Genomic DNA, 20,186 nt, shown 5'->3' with positions numbered 1-20,186 from the left:
CGTTTTTCACAGATGTCTGCATCAACGATCATTTTGTATGCTTTAAAAGCACTATAATAGAGTTGTGAAGGCTATTACTCAAATAGAGAGCAAGATGAAAAACGGACTACGGGAATGGAGTAAAAAAGCAGTACTTGCTTTGTTAGTTATTGTCATTCTTGTGTTGAGTTTTAATGTTTTGCTGAGCTATCTTGTAACCGATCTGATTTACTCGTATACAAGTAAGGGTTCGGAGGGGAGGGAGAAAAATCCAGAATTTAATTTGCAAGTCAATCTTGTACCCTATTTTAAAATAGATGTTGATCATTTTGCTTATCGTTATAAGGGAAAAGTTATTATTTCATTTAGGAAAGCAAGTGCGCATTTATCTTTACTGGCCTTACTTAAACAACAGCTTCGTATTTATGATCTGGAACTTAAAAAAGGGTTTATCAATTTGGTGAGTTTGCCCAAAATTGCTGAGGAAGAAAAACAGGCAGTTGGCGTGAATACCCGAGAGAAAAAGGAACTCTCTGATAGTCAATCTATCCTTATCGATAGGGCTCGTTTATCCCATATTGATATGGTGTATTCTTTATCTGACTTATTACCACCATTGCATTTTAAGACGATTAAGATAGTCCGCATGACGAAAGCACCATACTCTGTTTTCATCGAAACTCGTGGTGACCTACAAGGAAAGCGGTTCAATGCCAGCGCGGTGCTTAATACAATAAACAAAGAGCAATTAATTAATGCAGAGCTTTTTGTAGCCCAAAATAAATTTTCCTTCCATGCTAAATACGCTGACAATACCCTGGTTTCTGATATCAGCGGCAAGATCGTCAATTCTAAGATTATTGAGAAATTATTTGCTATTCAGCCCGATCAGCTGCCAACAGAGTTTAACGCGAAATTTAGCGCAACTGATAAAAGAATTGCTATTTCTCCTATCCAAATCACTTTTCTTTCCGGTTTGGTTAGAGCTGATATAAGCCAGATAGGATCCGATCCTATTATTATGAAAGTTTCATTTCCTCAAAGTTTCCTGAAAGATTTAGAAGAAGCTGAAAATTTTAGAACCTGTCCTCTCCCGATGTTGCTGGTAACTATTGTTAAAGATTTAAAACTCCATGCCACCGTTCAGATCACAGCTGAAGATGCTGTTGGCAGTGCAGCAGCACAACAAACAACGGTCATCATTGATGGGCAGGGTATTCATTTTGACAACGATTTTTTACCACGCGTTTTAAAACAAGGCCTCCACCTGTGCTTTGATAAGTTCCCCAATAACAATTCCATGTCTGTACCTTGACTACAAATCCATCCTGTAGGCTGAAGGTATGGAATACTATATGCATTTAAATTTAACAAGCGACCACATAAAAAAATACTATCATTAAAATAAGTACACTGTGGTTTGTAGTAGTTTTCCCCTAAGGCATTTATCTATCTGCAAGGATTAGTATGTCAACAATTAATGAGTCAGGAAGAAAATCCAAGGGCCATATTGTTTTAACTTCTCATCCCTCTGAGCATATCGCTGTGCCGCTGAAAATTAAGTGGGGGGCGGAGGATCCAAAGGAACGGGGGCCTATTATTGCTTCCCTTACGAATATCAGACATCGTAATGTGGTAGGTACTCATTCAGGTTCTTACTCTGTCTATCGGGCGTTGGCCATTGCTGCGGGTGTCCTCAATCCTGAGCATAAACCTGATTTAACTGATACAACACCACCAGTAGTGATTGGTCCCCATAAACAATGGCATGAACCGGGAAAAATTGTTTCTCTCGATCCTTGGGGGCATGTCGTCGCGGATGTTTTTGCAGAGGAAATAGCGGCTGGTTACGATATTAGACCGAGTATTGCTGTCACAAGAGCGCATATTAATATCCCTGAATTACAAAATGCTATTCAAAAAGGACGCTTGAAACCAGATGGTAGAATTCTGCAAGAGTCAGGCGATGTACTGGTAACTAAAGCAGCCATTGAACCGGTATGGTATTTACCAGGCGTTGCCGAACGTTTTAATGTCTCTGAGGCCGAATTGCGTCGTACTCTTTTTGAGCATACAGCGGGTATGTTTCCAGAATTGGTGACCAGGACGGATCTAGATGTGTTTTTGCCGCCAATTGGTGGTTTGACGGCTTATTTTTTTGGTGATGTAACGACAATTCATGATCCAAAAATTGAACTTTCTTGCCGTATTCATGATGAATGTAATGGCTCGGATGTTTTTGGTTCTGATATTTGTACCTGCCGTCCTTATCTGGTTCATGGTATTGAGTTATGTGTTGAGTCAGCACAAAGAGGGGGGGCAGGACTCATTGTATATAATCGCAAAGAAGGCCGTGCGCTAGGTGAGGTTACTAAATTTCTCGTTTATAATGCTCGTAAAAGACAGGAAGGTGGTGATACTGCTGCCAAATATTTTGAACGTACTGAATGTGTTGCTGGTGTGCAAGATGTACGATTCCAGGAATTAATGTCTGATGTTTTACATTGGCTTGGTATTACGAAGATTCATCGTTTTGTATCCATGTCCAATATGAAGTTTGCCGCCCTCGAGCGAGCAGGTATAGAGGTTGTAGAGCGGGTGAAGATTCCTGATGAATTAATACCCAATGATGCCAAAGTAGAAATGGATGCCAAACGGGCAGCTGGCTATTTCTCGCCGGATCGAATTATTGATATTAACGAACTTGCCATACCAAAAGGACGTGGACTTGATGAGTGATAATGAGTCAACGAATAGCGTGCTGCAAACTCTGCAAGATCCGCGAACTATTCGTCAACAAGCCCAGCGTCTGTTGAGTCTGGCATACCAAGAGCAATTGGAGCATTTTGCTGTTGATAATGAACAAATGTCAGCAACTGCCGCTTTTGTGTTAGATGTTATCCATGATCAATATCCTACCCTGGAAATCCCCTATCATAGTCGTTGGCGGCATTTTACAACGGGTGGTATTGATAGGATCAATGCTTTGACTGCTCGCTTGCACGGTTTATCACAGGAAGAGCAAGGTAAAATTTTTTATGAGCTAGTCATTATCAGTGTTTTTCTGGATGCTGGTGCAGGTAACTATTGGCGTTATCTTGATTCAGATACTGGCCAAGAATATAACCGTTCGGAAGGATTGGCGATAGCCAGTTTAGCTCTTTATCTCAGTGGGGTTTTTAGTAGCGATCCAAACCAGCCTTGGCGTGTTGATTATGAGCGCTTACTGACTTTTGCCCATTCCGATTTGACCAAGGCTTTCCAGCTAACGAATACCAATGTTCTTGAAGGAGCAGAAGGACGAGTAGCTTTACTTAATCGCTTAGGAATGGCCATTAGCAAACAGAGCCATTATTTTGGGAAGGAACGGCGTCTGGGTAATTTTTATTCTTATATTTCATCCTTACAAGTTAATCAGACGATTAGGGCGAGTCAAATTTTTCAAGCTGTATTAGCGGCTTTTACTGAAGTTTGGCCGACGCGATTACAATTTGAGGGTGTCGCCTTAGGAGATGTTTGGTGCCATCCCAAGCTGAAGACAGATGTCTTGGGTTCCGAATTGATACCTTTCCATAAATTATCTCAATGGTTAACCTATTCTTTGGTCGAACCTTTAGAATGGTCTGGAATAAAGGTAACCCAGTTGGATGAGCTGACTGGTCTACCTGAATACCGTAATGGTGGTTTGCTAATCGATATGGGCTTACTGCGGGTAAAAAATAAAGAGTTATTTCTTAAGCCACATAGCCCAGGAGCAGAGGCTATTGTTGAATGGCGGGCTCTAACGGTGGCTTTGTTGGATGAGTTGGCAACGACCATTCGTCAGCAGTTACAGATGGATGCTGTTGCTCTCCCTTTGGCTAAAATTCTGCAGGGGGGAACTTGGGAAGCTGGGCGGCGTATAGCCAAACTACGGCGTAGCGAGGGTAATCCTCCTATCCAGATTATTAGTGATGGCACTGTTTTTTAAAAAGGAAGAATAATGACTGATCAACATGTGGTTGTAGTAAACCATCCACTTATCCAACACAAACTGACCATCATGCGTAAGAAAGATACCAGTACTGTGAAGTTTCGCACCCTTTTGCAAGAAGTGAGTATGCTGCTCGCTTACGAAGTGACCCGTGATTTACCGATTGAGTATGAAGAAATTGAAACCCCTCTTGCGACCATGCAGGCGCCAGTCTTGCAAGGGAAGAAATTGGTCTTTGTCTCTATCTTGCGTGCTGGTAATGCAATTTTAGATGGCATGTTACAACTAATACCTTCTGCGCGTGTCGGTCATATTGGTTTATATCGCGATCCCAAGACTTTGATGGTCGTAGAGTATTACTATAAATTACCTGAACATATTAAAGATCGGGATATTATTGTGGTTGACCCAATGCTGGCAACGGGAAATAGTGCTATTGCAGCGGTCAGCCGAATTAAGGAAGTGCAGCCGAAATCAATTAAATTTCTTTGTTTATTGGCTGCCCCGGAAGGTATTGCCTCTTTTCACCAGGAACATCCCGATATTCCGGTTTATACAGCAGCAATTGACGAATGTTTGGATGAAAAAGGCTATATCCTCCCCGGACTAGGTGATGCCGGTGATCGGGTTTACGGCACCAAACTGCATGACTAGATTCTCTGGGCATGGATCATAAGAGGTCTAATTGTATTTTTAATAATTATTTTGATTTAATTTTGATTAAACTGAATATTTTTATCTGTTGCAGTGGCGTGAATACATAATAAAATGTTAAGCTTTGAGGCGTAAGATTCACCTCTATTTTATGACATGGCCTGACATATGGAATTTTTGGATATAGCTAATCGGTATATACCTGGTTACGGCCTCCTTAATCGGCGAAAACGCAAGACTTTTGAGCGCTCTCCAGCAGGCCTGCAATTTATTAGAGCAGTTAAGGATACCTTAACTTCGATAGAAGAGATTCGTTCCTCTTTAGCCTGGTGGCAAGTCCTTTTTTCATCCCCAGAAACAATCTATGCCCAAGCTAAACAAAACTTTGTCGCGCAAAAAACCCGATTGCTGATTGATATTGAACAAACAGATGAATATAAGAAAGTTGTCGCGCGAATTATTTGGGAGATATTAAGGGCTGAATACCCTGAATTTAAATTATTAACCCCTGAACAGAAACGTATACTTACCCAGGCTGAATTTTCCAGGGTTCTACAAATTAGCATCCCTCCTCTTCTCGAGGAGGAACAAGACGTTACGAATCCTGCGGCTCTGAAGCAGATACAGGATAAAAAGAAAAAGATTATTGCCGATTGGGAGGAACGCCTTTTTACCAGCCCCGAAATGGTTGATATCTGCAAAGCCATCATCCAGGAAAGAGAGCGAATTCGCCAACAAAAAATTGTCCAAAAAATCGTTTTGTTAGATGAACGTGCGAATGCTTTGGCTCAAGCTTTCCCCTTGCTTAACAATCCATTGCCTCCACATGAAGAAAGTGCCATCGCCGTATTGCGTGCCAGGTACCGCGTTGAAATGCAAAAGAAAGAACCCAATACGGCGAAAGTAGAGGAAATGCTAGTAACCGAAGTGGTTTTTTATTATTTACAACAGGCAACTGCTAAAAATCTTCCTGATGAAATGATATTGCATAATTTCAATCAAAGGCAGGCTAACCGTATTGCCAAAAAAATTATGCAAGCTTTTAATGATAATGAAGCGCTGTTATTAGACCATTGGCTTCAAGTGTACAAGCAAGAGCTTGGCAACCATATTATTGAAAAGCTGCTTCTCATTAATGGTAAAGAATGGATAATACCAAGTGAACCGCGAGGACAAGCTGTAGTGAACTCCTTGTCTGGTCTTTGGAATAATAGGCTAGTCAATGGCGGCACAGAGTTGGTCAACAAGCTGGCAGATGCACATGCTTTTATTCAGGCTACCAGTTTTGCAACACAAAACGAGAGTTCGTTTCTTGCCCTCCTCGATCTTTATAACTACAGTCGTTTTGCAACTCAAATTAATGAAAACAAAGCGATTATTGCAAGCTTGCTTGCACCTTTTCGTCCCATTTATGAAGAATACCGTAACATTGGTTTATATGAAAAGGACCCGTTTTTTAAATTTGCAAGAATGGTAATGCCAATGATCGTTGCCGTCACTGCGATTGTTTTGACGGCCATTCTACTCAATCCGCTAGGCCTCTCTGATTTGGTGTTTACTTTCATCTTAATTCCAACCGTGTTGGTTGCTTTGAGAGCTGCTGCTGAATACATTGTGGTAAAAAATGATCTCTATCAAAAAGCGCGCCAATTCTACTATGGTGGTACGTTTGAAATTCCCGAGTTTCAAATTAATCCTAGAATGACCAGTGCTTTTGGCAACCATGAAAAGGCAACCATGGTTAGAAATTTTTATATTGATGAATTCAAACGTTGTGAAGAGATCGAAGCAAGGTATCAGTCAAAAGAAGCCCTCAGTGAAGAAGATTTAATCAGAAGAATGGAAAATGTTAATAGACGCCGTACTCTCTGGTTAGAATGGTACGATATTCATAGCAATCTGGCGCTTGGATATGACAAGACACCCAAAATAGTCTTGGCGCGTTTGCAGGAAGTAGGTAATACTGAATTTCAAAGTTTGAAAAAGGTTTTAGAAGATAGCGACAAAGCACAGCTCCAATCGTCTGTTAACCAACTGGTTAGTGAGGTTACAACCACCCTTAGCACTATCCCTCAACAAATCCCTGTTGATAGTGCTGATAATCACGGCGGTGGTCCTCAAGAAACCCCTGTCGGTAGTGATGATAGTCACGTCGGGGGTCCACAAGAAACCCCTGTTGGTAGTGGTGATAATCACGGCGGTGCTATAGTAGAATTACCTGCTGTTCGAGCACCAATCAATCATTCCCCTCGCTTATTTAGACCATTGCATTGTCTCGCCCACCAGAAAAGGGTAGAGGAAGTTGATTGTATAGTGAGAGCCCTGAGTACACCGATAGCGGGCTGATATTTCTACTGGCTTGATGTTCAAGCTAGCAGAATGCCATAGGTCTTAAATAATTTCTGTTGAGTGCATTAATACCACATTAGTATTTGTTCTATATTTCTCTTTCAGTGGCTTCATCCCAAACCATTTATTTTTGTTGATGGTTAGCAAAAATCTTCCCGTCAGGTATCACAAAAGCTAAAAAAACAGTTATTGTGCACAATCTTCTATTAATGTCATACTCCATTTCAATAGCAGGTACTTCGAGGATGGGGCCATTAAATAGATAAGGGATTGATCATGAAACTCTGGAAGATTTCAAGTTTTATCATGATGGGCGATAGTTTCTCTGCTCAAGGAACGCTGGATAGGCGAAATTTACTTGGGTTTACTCCGATGAGTACTCTGAGTGGTCTGCGAGGCCGCTCTTCTTTAAGTAAATTTACTACAGGTTTAATCTGGAGTGATCATCTAAGCGCAATGATTGCCGAAGAATTCATCATTGAGGAATCAGGTGCTGCTCCAGCTATTGCGGATAATATTAATAGTCATGAGCGGCGGGTCGAAATCTTAGTGCAGACGGGCTATTTCCTTAATAATGATCTGGTTATTAACCATAAGGGTAAAAATTTTATTAGAAACTACGATGAGGGGGGATTAACGGCTCATGATTATAGCTGGGTACCCAGTGTAAACCTTGATTGTTTCTTTAACCGTTTAATTTTGCCGACTTTAAATGGAGTGCGTAAAAAACTATTAGCCTATGATGAAGCGCTGGAGTTATCAAAAAAACATAAGGCAGAAACCTTGGTCATTGAATGGTCTGGTGCCAATGATTTAATGGCTGTGAATACCAGTCCTTCTCGTGATTATGTTGATCTGGCTATAAAAGCCCGCATGGAAAATCTGGCTCAATTGGTAAGGAATGATTACTCCCATTTTGTTTTATTTAATCTTCCTGATCTTTCGTTAACCCCTCGTTACCAGGCTAAGAAAGAAGAATGTGAGTATACTCGTGACTGCTCGCTCTATTTTAACGAGCGTTTGTCTACAGCTTGCCAAGAGTTTGCTGCGACCCACTCTCAATGCTCTGTTGATGTATTTGATGTGAATTCGATAGTTACTGAAATTTATGAAAACCCTGAGGAATATGGGTTTGACATCGCTAAACGAAGACAATCCTATATACAATCTACAGATTTTATTATAGAAAAAAGCGATTTTTCCTCAGAAAGAGAGTATATGTTTGGGGATGATGTACATCTTAGTACTTACATGCATGCAAAATTGGCTGAACATTTTTATCGCAAATACCGGCTGGAATATTATTTTTCCACCCCGGAGATGGAATTAGTAAATGAAGAGTAACTTGCTATTGTTATTGAAGAATTATGTGAATTCCTTATGATAAAAAGAGCAATTAATTGCTGCAAACTACTAAAAGAGTGTGCGTCTGGATCTAAATCAGGAAGGATTTTATTATGAAGAAAATGGTGTTTGCTGTTCTGATGATAGTACATTTTAATCTGACAGCCTCCACATCCGCACCCAGTTTTAATCTTTGCAAAAATAAATATGCATTGTGTACAACTGCCTTGTGTGAACCCATTCCGGGAAGGAAAGATTTTGTATCTTGCAAATGTGATGTGAAAGAAGGTTATTCTGCAGGTGAAAAACCTTGTAACAGAGGGTATGAAATCATTTACTCGCGTTATTATCCCATTAAAGGTTATATAAGTTGTGACAATAAACGCCCTTGGGCCTGGTGTTTCGATATGCCATGTTCTATCGATAAGAATGATGCATCAAAAGCGTCTTGTACTTGTGCTGTTGTCAGTAATCAAGGACCTTATGTTATTGTCGCCAATCGTTATAGTAAATCAGCTTGTACACAAGGTCTGTATTCGTCAGCCACGATCACACAGGTGAATCTGGTGACTGATTTTTTAAAAGGACAGAACGAGTTAAAGCCATTTCCTATTAAGGTTTTTAAAGATAGGTAAGAAAACGAAAAGCGTCGGATAAATGCATTAGTGCTATCCAAAGGGTTTCATTACTTTATAAGAACTTGGGATGGTAAAGCATCTACCGGTTAATGATTGAGGCGGAGCCTGGTTGATGGAACTCTTTTCACAAGGATTGGAACATGTATGTTTTTAGGCGCGCAGGTTTTAATGTAATAAAGTTTATTGCATCAGTTACACTTTTTTTTCACTTCATTGGCCACTTATGGCACTGCATGCAAGAGTTTCTCTGGGGACGCGCTGTTATTTCCTGGGATCGTATAATAAAAACCATCTACCGCTCTGGTGCCAAGCTGGCCATTCCTTTATTGTTTATTAGCGCCTTAATGGGAATGTCTATAGCCACCAATCTTCACCATATTTTAAACAAGTATCATCTGCAACATAAGGCACTGTCAGTTGTGCAAAATTTGTTAACACGAGATTTTGTTCCCTTATTAATCGGCTATGTACTGTGTGTGCAATCTTCTTTGAATTTGATTACTGCTCGAGTTACAAAACTGCATCGCGTCCCTCAGGAAGTATTACTGGATTATATTTTGCCGATCATTATTGGGATCAATATTACAGCGTTACTTCTCTACACCTATACAGTGGCTGCCTTTATTTTTAGCGTTTATCTAACTTTCCACTTTGTGTTAGGGATTAGTACTCATGAATATTTGCTGCATTTGGCAGGTTCAATAACCTTCATAGAAATATTTATCTCAATTTTAAAAACCTCCGTGTATTGTACCATTGTGAGTCTCATCGTAGGCTATTACTATTATGATGTAGCGGTAAGAAATATCTCAGTAAGGCAAGCGGTGTCTCGAATCATAACCCGGGGCTTATTATGGCTGACAGCCTTTAGCTTATATTTGAATATTTCTAATTTTTAAGGAGCGTAATGCGTCAGGAGCGACTCTACACATTAGTGGGTATTTTTATTGTTGGCGCACTCAGTTTAATGATTTTTGGCGCAATCTTTTTTTACAATGAATACTTACGTGCCGAGGTGGAAACCTATGTGATGTTTTTCAAAGGATCATTGACCGGTTTGGAAGCCTCGTCAATAGTGACTTACCGCGGGGTGAAAATAGGTCAAGTTACAGCAATAGAAATTACGGAAAATAAGGCAAAGAACGAAGTGGAAATCCCCGTTTATGTACAATTTTTTGTTGAGAAAACGTTTGGACTGCGACGTAATCCGATGCGAACACTCATCAAGCAAGGTTATGTTGCTGACATATCCAAACCCAATTTTTTAACTGGTGTTGCAAATATTGAACTGGTTCAATCATTGCCTGTGCATAAATATAAGCGAACACGTTATCGTAATTATCCCGTTTTTCCAACAATCAATACAATTGATAAATACACGACTTTAGATGACGCATTAAAAACCGCTAAAAAGACGATGGAAGACATTAGCAAATTTGTTCGTTCAGAAGACATGCGTCAAACAATCATTGCAGTTAAAAATATGGCAGAGAGTTTTGAAAGATTAACCAATAATCTTAACGAAGATACTCCGCCAGTATTCACCTATTTTACCCAAACGTTAAAACAGATCTCGGGTGCTGCTTATTCAGCTCAAAATTTGACTGATTATCTATCGCGGCATCCTGAATCATTATTGCGAGGTAAACAGTGAGAATAGGCAGATTGGGTTTTGTTTTTTTAATAGGATTAATTCTTGTTGCTTGCGGACGCAGTAAAGAATCGCAATTTTATGTGTTAAATCCTATTCCACCGAAAAAGCAGCAAACGAATACTTATAGCTATTTAAAAATAGGGATCGATGAAGTGAATTGCCCCGCTTATATTGAAAAACCGCAATTAATGATTCACTACACGCCACATCAGATTGCGTTAAAAGAGTTTCATCAATGGGCTGAAGCTTTGGATAAGAACATCATGCGTGTGGTAGAAACCAATCTTTCTACCCTGTTGCCAGGAGCCGTGGTTGAGAGCTTTCCCTGGGATAGTAAATTCAAACCCAACTACCATTTACAAATCAATATTGCCGATTTTGCCATAGCGAGTAATGGCAGCAGTATATTACGAGCTGAATACATCATTTATCATGATCGTGATTTAATTGAAAAACGTGATGTTTATTACCACCTGAAGCTTACTCAAGTGACGCCAGAGGCGCTCGTTGTCAGCATGAATTCGAATTTAACTTGTCTGACAGAAACAATTGCGCGCTCATTTATGGCAGGGAAATACCGTCGCGAGGATCTGAAGTAAGGAATAGTTTTTCCGAACACATCAACCATGCCGAATGTTATGTAAAACAAGGAAATGAACATGTCAGCGCAAGAGTGGCCTGCCAATGATTATGCAATAGGTTCTTTTATTCAAGCGACCATTGCTGATAATTATTTAAAATATTTGACGATACAGCCAACCGATCAGGTCCTGGATATCGGTTGTGGGAATGGTGCCTATACTCGAAAAATTGTCGCAAAAGTTCCGCAGGGCACGCTGCTTGGTATTGATGCGTCTGAGAATATGCTGAAGTTAGCCCGGGAGGAAATGGCCAATTACCCTAATGTAAGTCTAAAGCAAGATGATGTATTAACCATGACTTTCGATAATCAATTTGATTTCATCGTATCGTTTTGGTGTTTGCAATGGTGTGCTTTTAGTATTGAAAAGGCATTTCAGGCTATTTATCGCGCTTTAAAACCAGGCGGAAAAATTTTGACGCTTTTTCCTTCAGGTGACGACCCTTTTATTACAAGTTATATGGCGGTAAAAGCGTCCGGGGAGTTTCCTAGTTTAGCTGGTTTTAAGCCGCCTGTGGATTACAGGAATTTAGATCATTTACAAGAAAGAATGCAGGCTCTACCTTTTAAACGCATCAGCATAGAACGACCGAAACATGCATTACCCTTGCCTTCCCTTGATGTTTTCCGCAAATTTGTCAATGGAATAGCCTTTTTTCATGGCCAAATCCCCAGTAATGAAATACCCATTATTAATGAAGCAATGGTAAGCGCTTATGAGCGGGAGTGCCAGGAAAAATATCAGGGTGAATATTGGTTTAATTTATCAATTTATTTGATAAGAGCCGAAAAGTAATGTCTCACCCAAAGGGTGGTTTTAATGGCTTACAAGAGAATGGCAAAACAGAACGTTATATGAAAAATCCATCCTTTAGATGGTCATTAATTAGTAACGCCGAAAACGTTGTTCCTGCTATGGTTGTCAATTGATCCAGTGGGGGGCTTTTAATAAGGCTCTTATCTTTTAGTTGCCAGTTATGGTTGGATGGTCGATAGAGTCTATGAAATTAGGTTAGACACCAATATTCACTATTGGATGGTGATAGTGAGGGCATGACTATCAAACAATCAGTTATCGGTATGGATGTTGCATTGAATGCTCATTGGGCCGTGCCGCTCGAATAGACTCATAACTTATAAAGATAAATGTTATCCTATTAACCATCAGTTTATGACGTTCAATAATCCAAAAGGCCCTTATTATGCTTCTTCGAGCGGAAACGAAGGCTTAATGGGTTAAACTATCGATGGGATTGAGAAAGGAGCCAATAATTGTCCCATGTATTATTAATAGAAGATAATCTTATTGCTGCTCGCCTGACTGAAATCATTATCCAGCAGGCTGGTTGCCAATTTTCTTTTGCCATAAACTGTGAGCAAGCCTTAGAACTAATGCAAGCAACCCATTTTGATATAATACTCACGGAGGTTAATTTACCGGGAATTCCTGTTGAGCAAGTGATTCTGGCAATCCGTGAGCGAGAAAAAGAGTTGTCCCGCACACCAATCCCAATTATTGGTTTAACAGTGGATATTCTCGAGGAAACCGAAAGCGATTATCTAAACGCAGGGATAGCACAACTAATTAGAAAGCCCCTGCATTTACAGAAGATGCAAGAAATTATAAAGCAATATATTCATTCTGCTGACACCGGGATGGCCGTCAAAAAGTCGGTTACTGGTCAGTTAGGGCGCGATTTACCTGACACCGAAGAGCAATTATTTGCATTGAATAACTTTCCTTTACTTGATAGCAATAATGGAATCAAAATCCTGGGTGATGCCAAGGTTTTTAAGGAATTGCTCAAAGTCATGGTTGATGAAGCAATCCCTGACGACAAAAATGCGATGGAAAAAGCTTATGCTGTTAAAGACTGGGCTCTGATTGAAGAATTGGCCCATAAGATGAAAAGTGGTGCTTTATATTGTGGTACCACCAAAATGCTGTATGCTTGCCAGTATTTGGAGCGTTATCGAAAAGCGGGTCATGTCCGATTACTGGAAGAACTTTACAAGCAATTGTTAGAAGTACTCTCTGATACCGCCTGCGAGATTAAGAGATGGCTGAATTGCCATTGAATGCTTAATAAGTCCTAATTTTTCAAAATTTTGTGAAAATAAAGCCAGTTTGGTGAGTTTAAATTTAAAATGATCGTTTGGTGACTTTAAGCTATACCCATCGCGAAACAAAATTTATCTTCTATGTATAAGTATTTGACAAAAAACAACTACTCTCTGTTGCGAAGTTATTAAGAATTTAACAAAAGGTTAAAATACCTCTTTTCACCTATAGCCTTTTTGGCTCTCTTGTACTAGCATGGCTCATTTTTGAGCTATCGAATCCCAATTAATACAGTCTAATGCGTCTATAATCAGATAGTGGATTAATTTTACCTTAATAATTAGAAGTTAAACTTACATATATCTATAGAAATATATAAAAAGCAGCCGCTCGCGAGGTTCTAACATGGCTTATTGCAAGAAATTTATCAATGGTATTAATGCCATTAATTTTTCTGAAAAATCAGTGGGTGTCGTTAAAAATGCTTTAATAGCTTATGCATATCAAGAATTAAAAAAAGAATCGGAAGCGATTGAAGAGCGATTGGCACAATTGCCTGAAAGAATTGAAGGTAATGAGGCTGCTGATGAGCAATTAGCACTCTACAAGCAAAAGCAACAAGAAATTAATGTCGATATTAAAGCCCGCATGCTGGCTCTTAAAGACTTGGTCAAGGTTAATTTGGAAGAACCGATAGCCCTTGGTGATACCGCGCTCTTTATTAGCGAATTTGCTCAAAATTTCCGTAATATCAGACACTTGGCCGATACCCTCGCTGACGCTCCTGCCCCCGTTAAAAAACTACAAACCAATCTCTATGTTGAAATGCTGGCCAAACTTGGGCAAGCAGAACAAGAAGAACAATTGCAGACGTTATCGCTGGATAATATCACGGACATGATTAAGCAAGCGACTTTAATGTATGAAAGTCACCCTGATGATGTGCACCTGCGAAATCAATGCCAAAGACTCGCACAGATGGGATTCTACGAAATTGTACGCCGTGATTGCGCAAAAGTAGGAGCCGCTGCAGAGGTTGCACAATATGATGAATACAAAGAATTTCTTTCAAAATTGCGCACAAAATTACCTAGTGTAGAAGCCTCGGCGATCATCGATAATTTAAGCCAATATAAAGATAGCAAAGGGCATTCTGTTGCGGATTTACTGGCGGGTGTAGAAGGTAAATTCAAAATAACCCAAAAAGGTGATTGGGATAATTCAGCTAAAATCGGCATGGTTAAAGAACGAAAGGCACTCTTCGATCGATTAAGATTTGGCCAGGAAGATCGCCGCGAATATGCAAGAAAAACCCAAGCAAACCTTACTCGTGATTTATTTTGGGCAAGAAATATCAGGGATGTGGAGTTATTCACTAAAAGCACTGTTGCTGATGATTTGTTTACGGGTTTGGCAGAAAGACGCTTGCTAGCAGGTAAAGAAATTTTTACACCTCGACAAGCTCAATATATCTATCCAACAATCCCAGCCTACCAAAAATTTGAAGAAGCGTTAGATTCCTTATGGAGGCAAAGAGACAGCTATGGGATTCAATCGGGTAGTAGAATACAGGTGTTTACTGAAGCCGATGTCAAAGTTCCAATTCCAAAACCAACACTTAAGGATCCCAATCCTGTAGAGAGGCTTTTGGCAACTGATCAAAGATTAATCCTAATACCACCGGAAACTGCCAGAGGAAAACCAACGTTAATCCAACGGAGTGATAAAACATTAATCAAGCAATGCGTACTGGACATATTTGCTGAGGAAGCCGTTACTCCTACAGTGTCAATTTCTCGGGAGGGTGAAATAAGTGTCAATCTCTATTATTTCGGCCTGACTGAGAAATTTTTAGATACTCTTTATACAGTCATTAAATCAAATGGCGGGTTTGGTCGTGATTTCAGAGGGATGTTCAAGAAATTTACGGATAGTACAGAGATTACCGATTGCCTCGAAAGTGTATCTATAAAAGGAAAATCTTTAGCAGAAATTCAAAGCAAACTGACTCAATTAGGTTTGACTGGAGAAAAAGCGGAGGCTTGTCAAAAAGCACTAGATAGTATTAAAGCTAGCATTCCCAAAGAGAGTCTTAAAATTAGTGAAGCGGGGTTAGGTGATGGCGAAATACTCCTCCGCAAATTGTTGGAGTTACAATCTATCGCTTCAGTACAAGTAGTAGAAAATGCTATTAATGCTTCGGAAGTACAACCTGTTACTTATCCAAAGCTCAAAACTGCTTTCGCACTTATAAGGGCAGGTAACTACACGCAAGCTTTAGAAGTTCCGGGTATTGCGGATAGTGTCGAGACTGCATATACCAGGCTTTCTACATTAAACCTGGAAACTGTCCCTTTAGCTTCCCAACGCGCTGTTGGTCCTGTTATCACAAAATCACAAGTCATGGTTACTTCTGCCCGGGAAAGACGGGAAAGAGCCGAGGCTTTGGAAGCGGCTTTCCGAAGCGGAGAGAATGTGGCTGCTAAAGTAGAAGCAGTTTTTCTAGCTGAATACCGGGCGATGAAAGACACCTTGAACTTGAAGGGGCCAGACATTGAACGTATGGAAGCGGAAATCAAAGGTATGGCCACAGAAATGGCTCGCTTGGTTGAGCGTACTCAAAAAGGCGAACCCGCTATTAGTGATGCGGAGCAAAATGCCTATTTTTCCATTGTGCAACAGATTGCGGCAGCAATAAAACCTACAGACATTACCGATGTACGATTCAAAGTAAAACATTCATCGACTGGTCCAATTTCCGTCGTGGTACTAAATTCAGTCGGAGAGCCTGTTTTAGGTAGCCCGGTTGCCGTGGACTTAGGCTCAACAAAACTCCCCTATTCTTTGGTGAAACCACCGGGTGGCGAGTTTATTTTTTCCTATGGTGGTAGTCGTGGTGTGATTGCACCTTTTGAGGGCTTAGAAGAAGCTTATGGAAAGAAAGGTCGTTTCTTTACTCATAGCAGGCTCTTAGGGGTTGGCCAATATGGTTCTGTCAAAGAGGTTGAAAGTTTACTGTTTGGTTTAAACCAGGTGGTAAAAAAAGGTTATGTGCCTGACGCCGATCCAGACTCACCAACCTTTGCTGCTGCGAGTCGTGGGAATTTAAGAACGCGACCTATCACCGCACGGGATGATCCTCTATACCGTATTGAAAGTGATGTTTTGCAAAATCTTTCTAAAGCAGAGAAAGCACAAAAAGGGGCTCTCTCTGGAGGTACCCAATATTGGATAGAAAAAGATAAACCCAGAAAAGCTGCGAAAAAAGAACAACCGGTGAAATTGTATCAAAAGGATAAAACTCCCGACCAATATCAGATTCTAACTGAACGTGCAAAGGGTGATACTTTAGCGGATGTAACCAATGCCGAATTAAACCTTTATACAAAAGGTGCTATTGAATATCACGATCCCTCAACGCGACCTGAGAGTGTGCCTGGGAAAAAGACAAAGGATTTAAAAGAAATGCTTGCCTTGGGCCAGGCGATTGTAAGTAAAGCCCGGGAGTTTGCGGACTTGGGTTTTAGTCATAATGATATCAAACCAGAAAACTTTCTTTATAAGAGAAATCCAGATGGTAGTTATCAGGTCAAGTATATTGACTGGGCAACTGGCGGTTTTAAAGCAACTTACCATGGGGATAAAAAACCTCTGGAGACAATTTTTACCGAAACATTTGGCGCGGGCCTGGTAACCACGACAACGAAGGCTGGTAAATATTGTTCTGATGCCAGTGGACGTTTTGTGGAGGAAACCGAAACTGGAGAGATCATTTTTGGGGTTAAGCCCACTTTACAAATTCTACATGGTGCACGTAATGGTACCCTGCCTTACATTAGTCCCAAGGTCCTGGATATCACCCCTGAAGGTGGAGACAGAAGCGCGATACCTTTATCGGATACTAGTAAACCTAACCCGGAAATGAATACCGTATTTGATACCCCTGCCAATCCCTATATGGATGATTGGTCATTGACCGCGATGGCTTTCGGTATTTGTAACCGTCAGGCTTATTTCAGCCTGGTTAGGGGACGTGCGGTCGGTGATTATGTCATACCAAGGGTTTTGGAAGCTGATGGTAAAGATCCTCAGGGATTAAAAATTACTGATTTAGATAATTTTAATAGGTATTTTGCCTGTGGTGGTGATGTTAGTAGACATGATTTTGAATCCGGCGCTGTCTATACTAAAAAAGACGCCATCATGTTCATTCCGTCTAACCAGCGTGAAGGGGCACCTCTCCATATCTATCGCCGTCTACAAGGCTTGCAGCAATCATTGGCAGAAGCTGCCCGTCTTAAAGGGGCTCAAAGTCCAGAGCAAAAACTTATCGATAAGATCGATGCCATTCTCACCGATGCTCGGAGAGTAGTTGCTAGTGGCCAGGGTTACACTAAAGTCGAATTGCAAGAAAAGTTGGCAGCCGCTCAACAATGCATTAAAGATTATGAACAATTAAACGATCTGGGGCATCAGCAAGCCTTGGCAAAAGGCGATGTTCTGCAATCGGTAATTAGAAAAACTACAGCAACCTTTCACTTACTGAATGAGACGGGCAATGTAAAGCACCTGGATATCTTGTTTACTTATCCAAGTAATCCGGAACAAGTCGGACAAGTGAAGGCTGTTTTAGATAGAGTACTGCCTGAAGATCAAATTAATCATATTTTTTTGGAGGACGAAGCGCCTGGTCGCCACATATTAAAAGAATGTATTGCGCAAGGTCAAAATGAACTTCTAAAACATTTACTCAGTAAAATTACTAAATCGAATCCGGACTTTATTGCGGCTGTTGTCAAAGATGGTTTACTGCATTATGCCGCAGAGCAGGGAATGACTGATGTTTTCAATAGCCTGGTTGATACGTTAAAAAGAGCGGGTGCCTCTGAAACAGAAATATTCAAATTCATGATGCAGGAATATGGTCCTGGAGCGGAGCGCCTGGCTACTGCACCCCATATTAAATGGGCAACGAATGGTTTGCATATCGCTGTTCGTAATAATAATGAGGTTCAGTTAGGAACCATTTTAGCGTTATTCCCGAATGAAGAAGCAGAAAAATTAGTTGAGGAAACAATTAGTAACCTTGATGATCCTGGCGTATTACGCACCCTTGTTGAGGCTACAAATAACGGACCTTTCAAAGCACTAGAGGGTTGCGACCAGTTAAATCTGACTGAGCAGGCTTATAAATCTCTGCAGAAAGTTGCAGCGAAGCGTTTGGAGCTCTTACAAGGAAAGGCAAAAGAGATCGATGTTGCGCAAGAAAATCTGAAGTGGGCCACAGCAATTGCCATGTTTGCCAGCGAAATTAGTGAGGGTCGACATGATGGGCAATTGGTGTTTTTAGAGAAAGGTGATTTCTCTTACTATGCACATAAAAGGCTCAAAGAAATAGATGGAACTCTTTCACTTCAACGTTCAACTTTTATAGATGAGTTGTATAGCTCTGCAATCATGGCAGTAGCCGCGGAACGTAAACGGCAGAAAGTAACAGCGAACTCTGAGGACGCAGCACGTGTACTTGATGAGGTAACCAACAGCGTAATAGGAGGCGCTAAACTGGCTGTAGCGATGGCTAAGTTGGCTGGGGAAATTGCTGCTGGTAAACATGATAAAGATCTGAATACGTTAAAAGCGCTAAGCAGCGGAGGTCAAGCACTTGTGCTTGCCATACGGGAACTTAAAAGAATCGATGAGACATTAACTATTGAGGGCCTTAGTGTAGAACAATCTAAATTGGTAGAGACTGCGGCAGTGCAGCGTGCGCAGCAAAAAGAAGCCTTAGCTACTGCCAAAGTAACTGCCAAGCTCTCTGCAGATGCTAATTTTAAAGCGATCAAAGAGTCTCTTCATCTTTGTGCAGTTCTTGGTAATAAGACCTTATTTAACCAGATCATTGCTAAATACAATGCCTTAAATCCTGAACCTGGGAAGAAAATCGATGCGAAAACCATTCTGGCCATTCTGTTGCCGCCTGATGATACTTCGCCTTACCATCTGTTCATGCGTGATGAAGGGACGCAAGATCTGGCATGGACAAATCTGGAAGAAAATAGAGAGCTTGCCAAAGACTTTCTATTAAAGTCCCCAGTTGGTACAGAGGCTTACCCGTCTTTAATTGCTGCAAAAAACGGTAATTTTGCGGGCGTAAAAGAATTAATTCGACTTGGTGAAAAGCTTGAGTTATCTGCCGAAGAATGGACGGCGTTTTTTAAACAAAGCGATGAGAGTGGCAAAACCCTGCTTAATTATGCGTTAGAACAAGAGCAGTTTACATTCCTTACTGAATTGCTTGCTAAAGTTAAAACGCATTGTGGTGCTGCTACTGAGAAGACGTTAGTTCATCTTCTGAGTAACCCACACCCGGTTAATCCGCTTAAAAATTATTTAGCCGTTGAAAAAAGTGAAGTAAAGCAATTTAAAGTTGTCAATGAATTACTTGATGCAGTGTGTGCTAAAGCGAATCCTCTCAAACCCGAGTTAGAACAAGCACGGCTGGTCGCTTTGTTGGTTAATAAAGATTGGTTAATTGAAAAAGCTCAAAATGAGGCTCTTCACGAAACCCTGGAGAAACTATTACACAGTGACGCACTGTCTATCCCTTTCCGAAGAAGTCTTTTCGCCCAATTAGAAAAAGAGGCCAAAGATCCTGCAAAAACCTTTTTTAAAGGCTTACTCGCTGATGTGAGCCCTCGTGAAGAACTTCCGGTTGCCCCAATAGTTGCAATTCAATTACCTCCAGGAATTATGCAGGAAGTGGCCAGACAATCTGGCAATTTGAATGAGTTGATTGCTGCTTTGGCGAGTGATCGGGAAGCGGTTAGGGAGGTTAGGGAACAAGTCGAGGTACTGACTGCAGCAAGAGTAGAGCTTACTAGCCAACTAGAAGC

At 40.7% G+C, this 20,186-nt stretch carries 14 protein-coding genes; all 14 read left to right on the top strand.

Annotation, left to right across the window (positions count from 1 at the left end):
- The first annotated feature begins 94 nt into the window (after positions 1-94).
- On the top strand, positions 95-1,294 hold the full coding sequence (locus tag Lfee_RS11890; protein ID WP_058447085.1) for a hypothetical protein: 1,200 nt from the start codon (positions 95-97) through the stop codon (positions 1,292-1,294).
- A 152-nt stretch (positions 1,295-1,446) separates the two neighbouring features.
- Positions 1,447-2,718 (top strand): GTP cyclohydrolase II, encoded by a 1,272-nt coding sequence (locus Lfee_RS11885; protein ID WP_058447083.1) that lies wholly within the window; start codon positions 1,447-1,449, stop codon positions 2,716-2,718.
- Entirely contained in the window at positions 2,708-3,949 is a 1,242-nt protein-coding gene (locus Lfee_RS11880; RefSeq protein WP_370446973.1) for a URC4/urg3 family protein, read from the top strand. Before Lfee_RS11885 ends, Lfee_RS11880 begins: the two co-directional genes overlap by 11 nt.
- 12 nt (positions 3,950-3,961) lie before the next feature.
- Positions 3,962-4,606, top strand: a complete 645-nt coding sequence (upp, locus tag Lfee_RS11875) for a uracil phosphoribosyltransferase (RefSeq protein ID WP_058447079.1) — start codon at positions 3,962-3,964, stop codon at positions 4,604-4,606.
- A 168-nt stretch (positions 4,607-4,774) separates the two neighbouring features.
- Entirely contained in the window at positions 4,775-6,952 is a 2,178-nt protein-coding gene (locus Lfee_RS11870) for a hypothetical protein (protein WP_058447077.1), read from the top strand.
- A gap of 279 nt (positions 6,953-7,231) precedes the next feature.
- On the top strand, positions 7,232-8,299 hold the full coding sequence (locus Lfee_RS11865; protein WP_058447075.1) for an SGNH/GDSL hydrolase family protein: 1,068 nt from the start codon (positions 7,232-7,234) through the stop codon (positions 8,297-8,299).
- Between the two features lie 113 nt (positions 8,300-8,412).
- Positions 8,413-8,934, top strand: coding sequence for a hypothetical protein (locus tag Lfee_RS11860; RefSeq protein WP_058447073.1), 522 nt, complete (start codon positions 8,413-8,415; stop codon positions 8,932-8,934).
- Between the two features lie 143 nt (positions 8,935-9,077).
- Positions 9,078-9,836: an ABC transporter permease gene (locus Lfee_RS11855; protein ID WP_064088314.1), complete on the top strand. Its 759-nt coding sequence runs from the start codon at positions 9,078-9,080 to the stop codon at positions 9,834-9,836.
- Between the two features lie 8 nt (positions 9,837-9,844).
- On the top strand, positions 9,845-10,591 hold the full coding sequence (locus Lfee_RS11850) for an MlaD family protein (RefSeq protein ID WP_238584929.1): 747 nt from the start codon (positions 9,845-9,847) through the stop codon (positions 10,589-10,591).
- Positions 10,588-11,190: a PqiC family protein gene (locus Lfee_RS11845; protein WP_238584928.1), complete on the top strand. Its 603-nt coding sequence runs from the start codon at positions 10,588-10,590 to the stop codon at positions 11,188-11,190. The genes Lfee_RS11850 and Lfee_RS11845 overlap by 4 nt, the downstream gene beginning before the upstream one ends.
- A 60-nt stretch (positions 11,191-11,250) precedes the next feature.
- A complete protein-coding gene (locus Lfee_RS11840) occupies positions 11,251-12,027 on the top strand; it encodes a class I SAM-dependent methyltransferase (protein WP_058447067.1) in 777 nt (258 codons plus the stop codon).
- Positions 12,027-12,161: a hypothetical protein gene (locus tag Lfee_RS17820; protein WP_256593757.1), complete on the top strand. Its 135-nt coding sequence runs from the start codon at positions 12,027-12,029 to the stop codon at positions 12,159-12,161. The genes Lfee_RS11840 and Lfee_RS17820 overlap by 1 nt, the downstream gene beginning before the upstream one ends.
- Positions 12,162-12,503: 342 nt before the next feature.
- Positions 12,504-13,310, top strand: coding sequence for a response regulator (locus Lfee_RS11835; protein ID WP_058447065.1), 807 nt, complete (start codon positions 12,504-12,506; stop codon positions 13,308-13,310).
- 388 nt (positions 13,311-13,698) lie between these two features.
- Positions 13,699-20,186 (top strand): protein kinase family protein (locus tag Lfee_RS11830; protein ID WP_193786950.1); only part of this gene is annotated, 6,488 nt, incomplete at its 3' end.

It is taken from the genome of Legionella feeleii (genome assembly GCF_001467625.1).
GTDB lineage: Bacteria > Pseudomonadota > Gammaproteobacteria > Legionellales > Legionellaceae > Tatlockia > Tatlockia feeleii.
Note: the sequence above shows the minus strand (reverse complement) of the source record. Positions and strands in the feature narration are given on the sequence as shown.

What these genes read in the sequence shown, in the direction of transcription:
- Lfee_RS11865 (WP_058447075.1), top strand. Translation starts at nt 7,232, where the DNA reads ATGAAACTCTGGAAGATTTCAAGTTTTATCATGATGGGCGATAGTTTC.
- Lfee_RS17820 (WP_256593757.1), top strand. Translation starts at nt 12,027, where the DNA reads ATGTCTCACCCAAAGGGTGGTTTTAATGGCTTACAAGAGAATGGCAAA.
- Lfee_RS11870 (WP_058447077.1), top strand. Translation starts at nt 4,775, where the DNA reads ATGGAATTTTTGGATATAGCTAATCGGTATATACCTGGTTACGGCCTC.
- upp (WP_058447079.1), top strand. Translation starts at nt 3,962, where the DNA reads ATGACTGATCAACATGTGGTTGTAGTAAACCATCCACTTATCCAACAC.
- Lfee_RS11840 (WP_058447067.1), top strand. Translation starts at nt 11,251, where the DNA reads ATGTCAGCGCAAGAGTGGCCTGCCAATGATTATGCAATAGGTTCTTTT.
- Lfee_RS11855 (WP_064088314.1), top strand. Translation starts at nt 9,078, where the DNA reads ATGTATGTTTTTAGGCGCGCAGGTTTTAATGTAATAAAGTTTATTGCA.
- Lfee_RS11890 (WP_058447085.1), top strand. Translation starts at nt 95, where the DNA reads ATGAAAAACGGACTACGGGAATGGAGTAAAAAAGCAGTACTTGCTTTG.
- Lfee_RS11885 (WP_058447083.1), top strand. Translation starts at nt 1,447, where the DNA reads ATGTCAACAATTAATGAGTCAGGAAGAAAATCCAAGGGCCATATTGTT.
- Lfee_RS11850 (WP_238584929.1), top strand. Translation starts at nt 9,845, where the DNA reads ATGCGTCAGGAGCGACTCTACACATTAGTGGGTATTTTTATTGTTGGC.
- Lfee_RS11860 (WP_058447073.1), top strand. Translation starts at nt 8,413, where the DNA reads ATGAAGAAAATGGTGTTTGCTGTTCTGATGATAGTACATTTTAATCTG.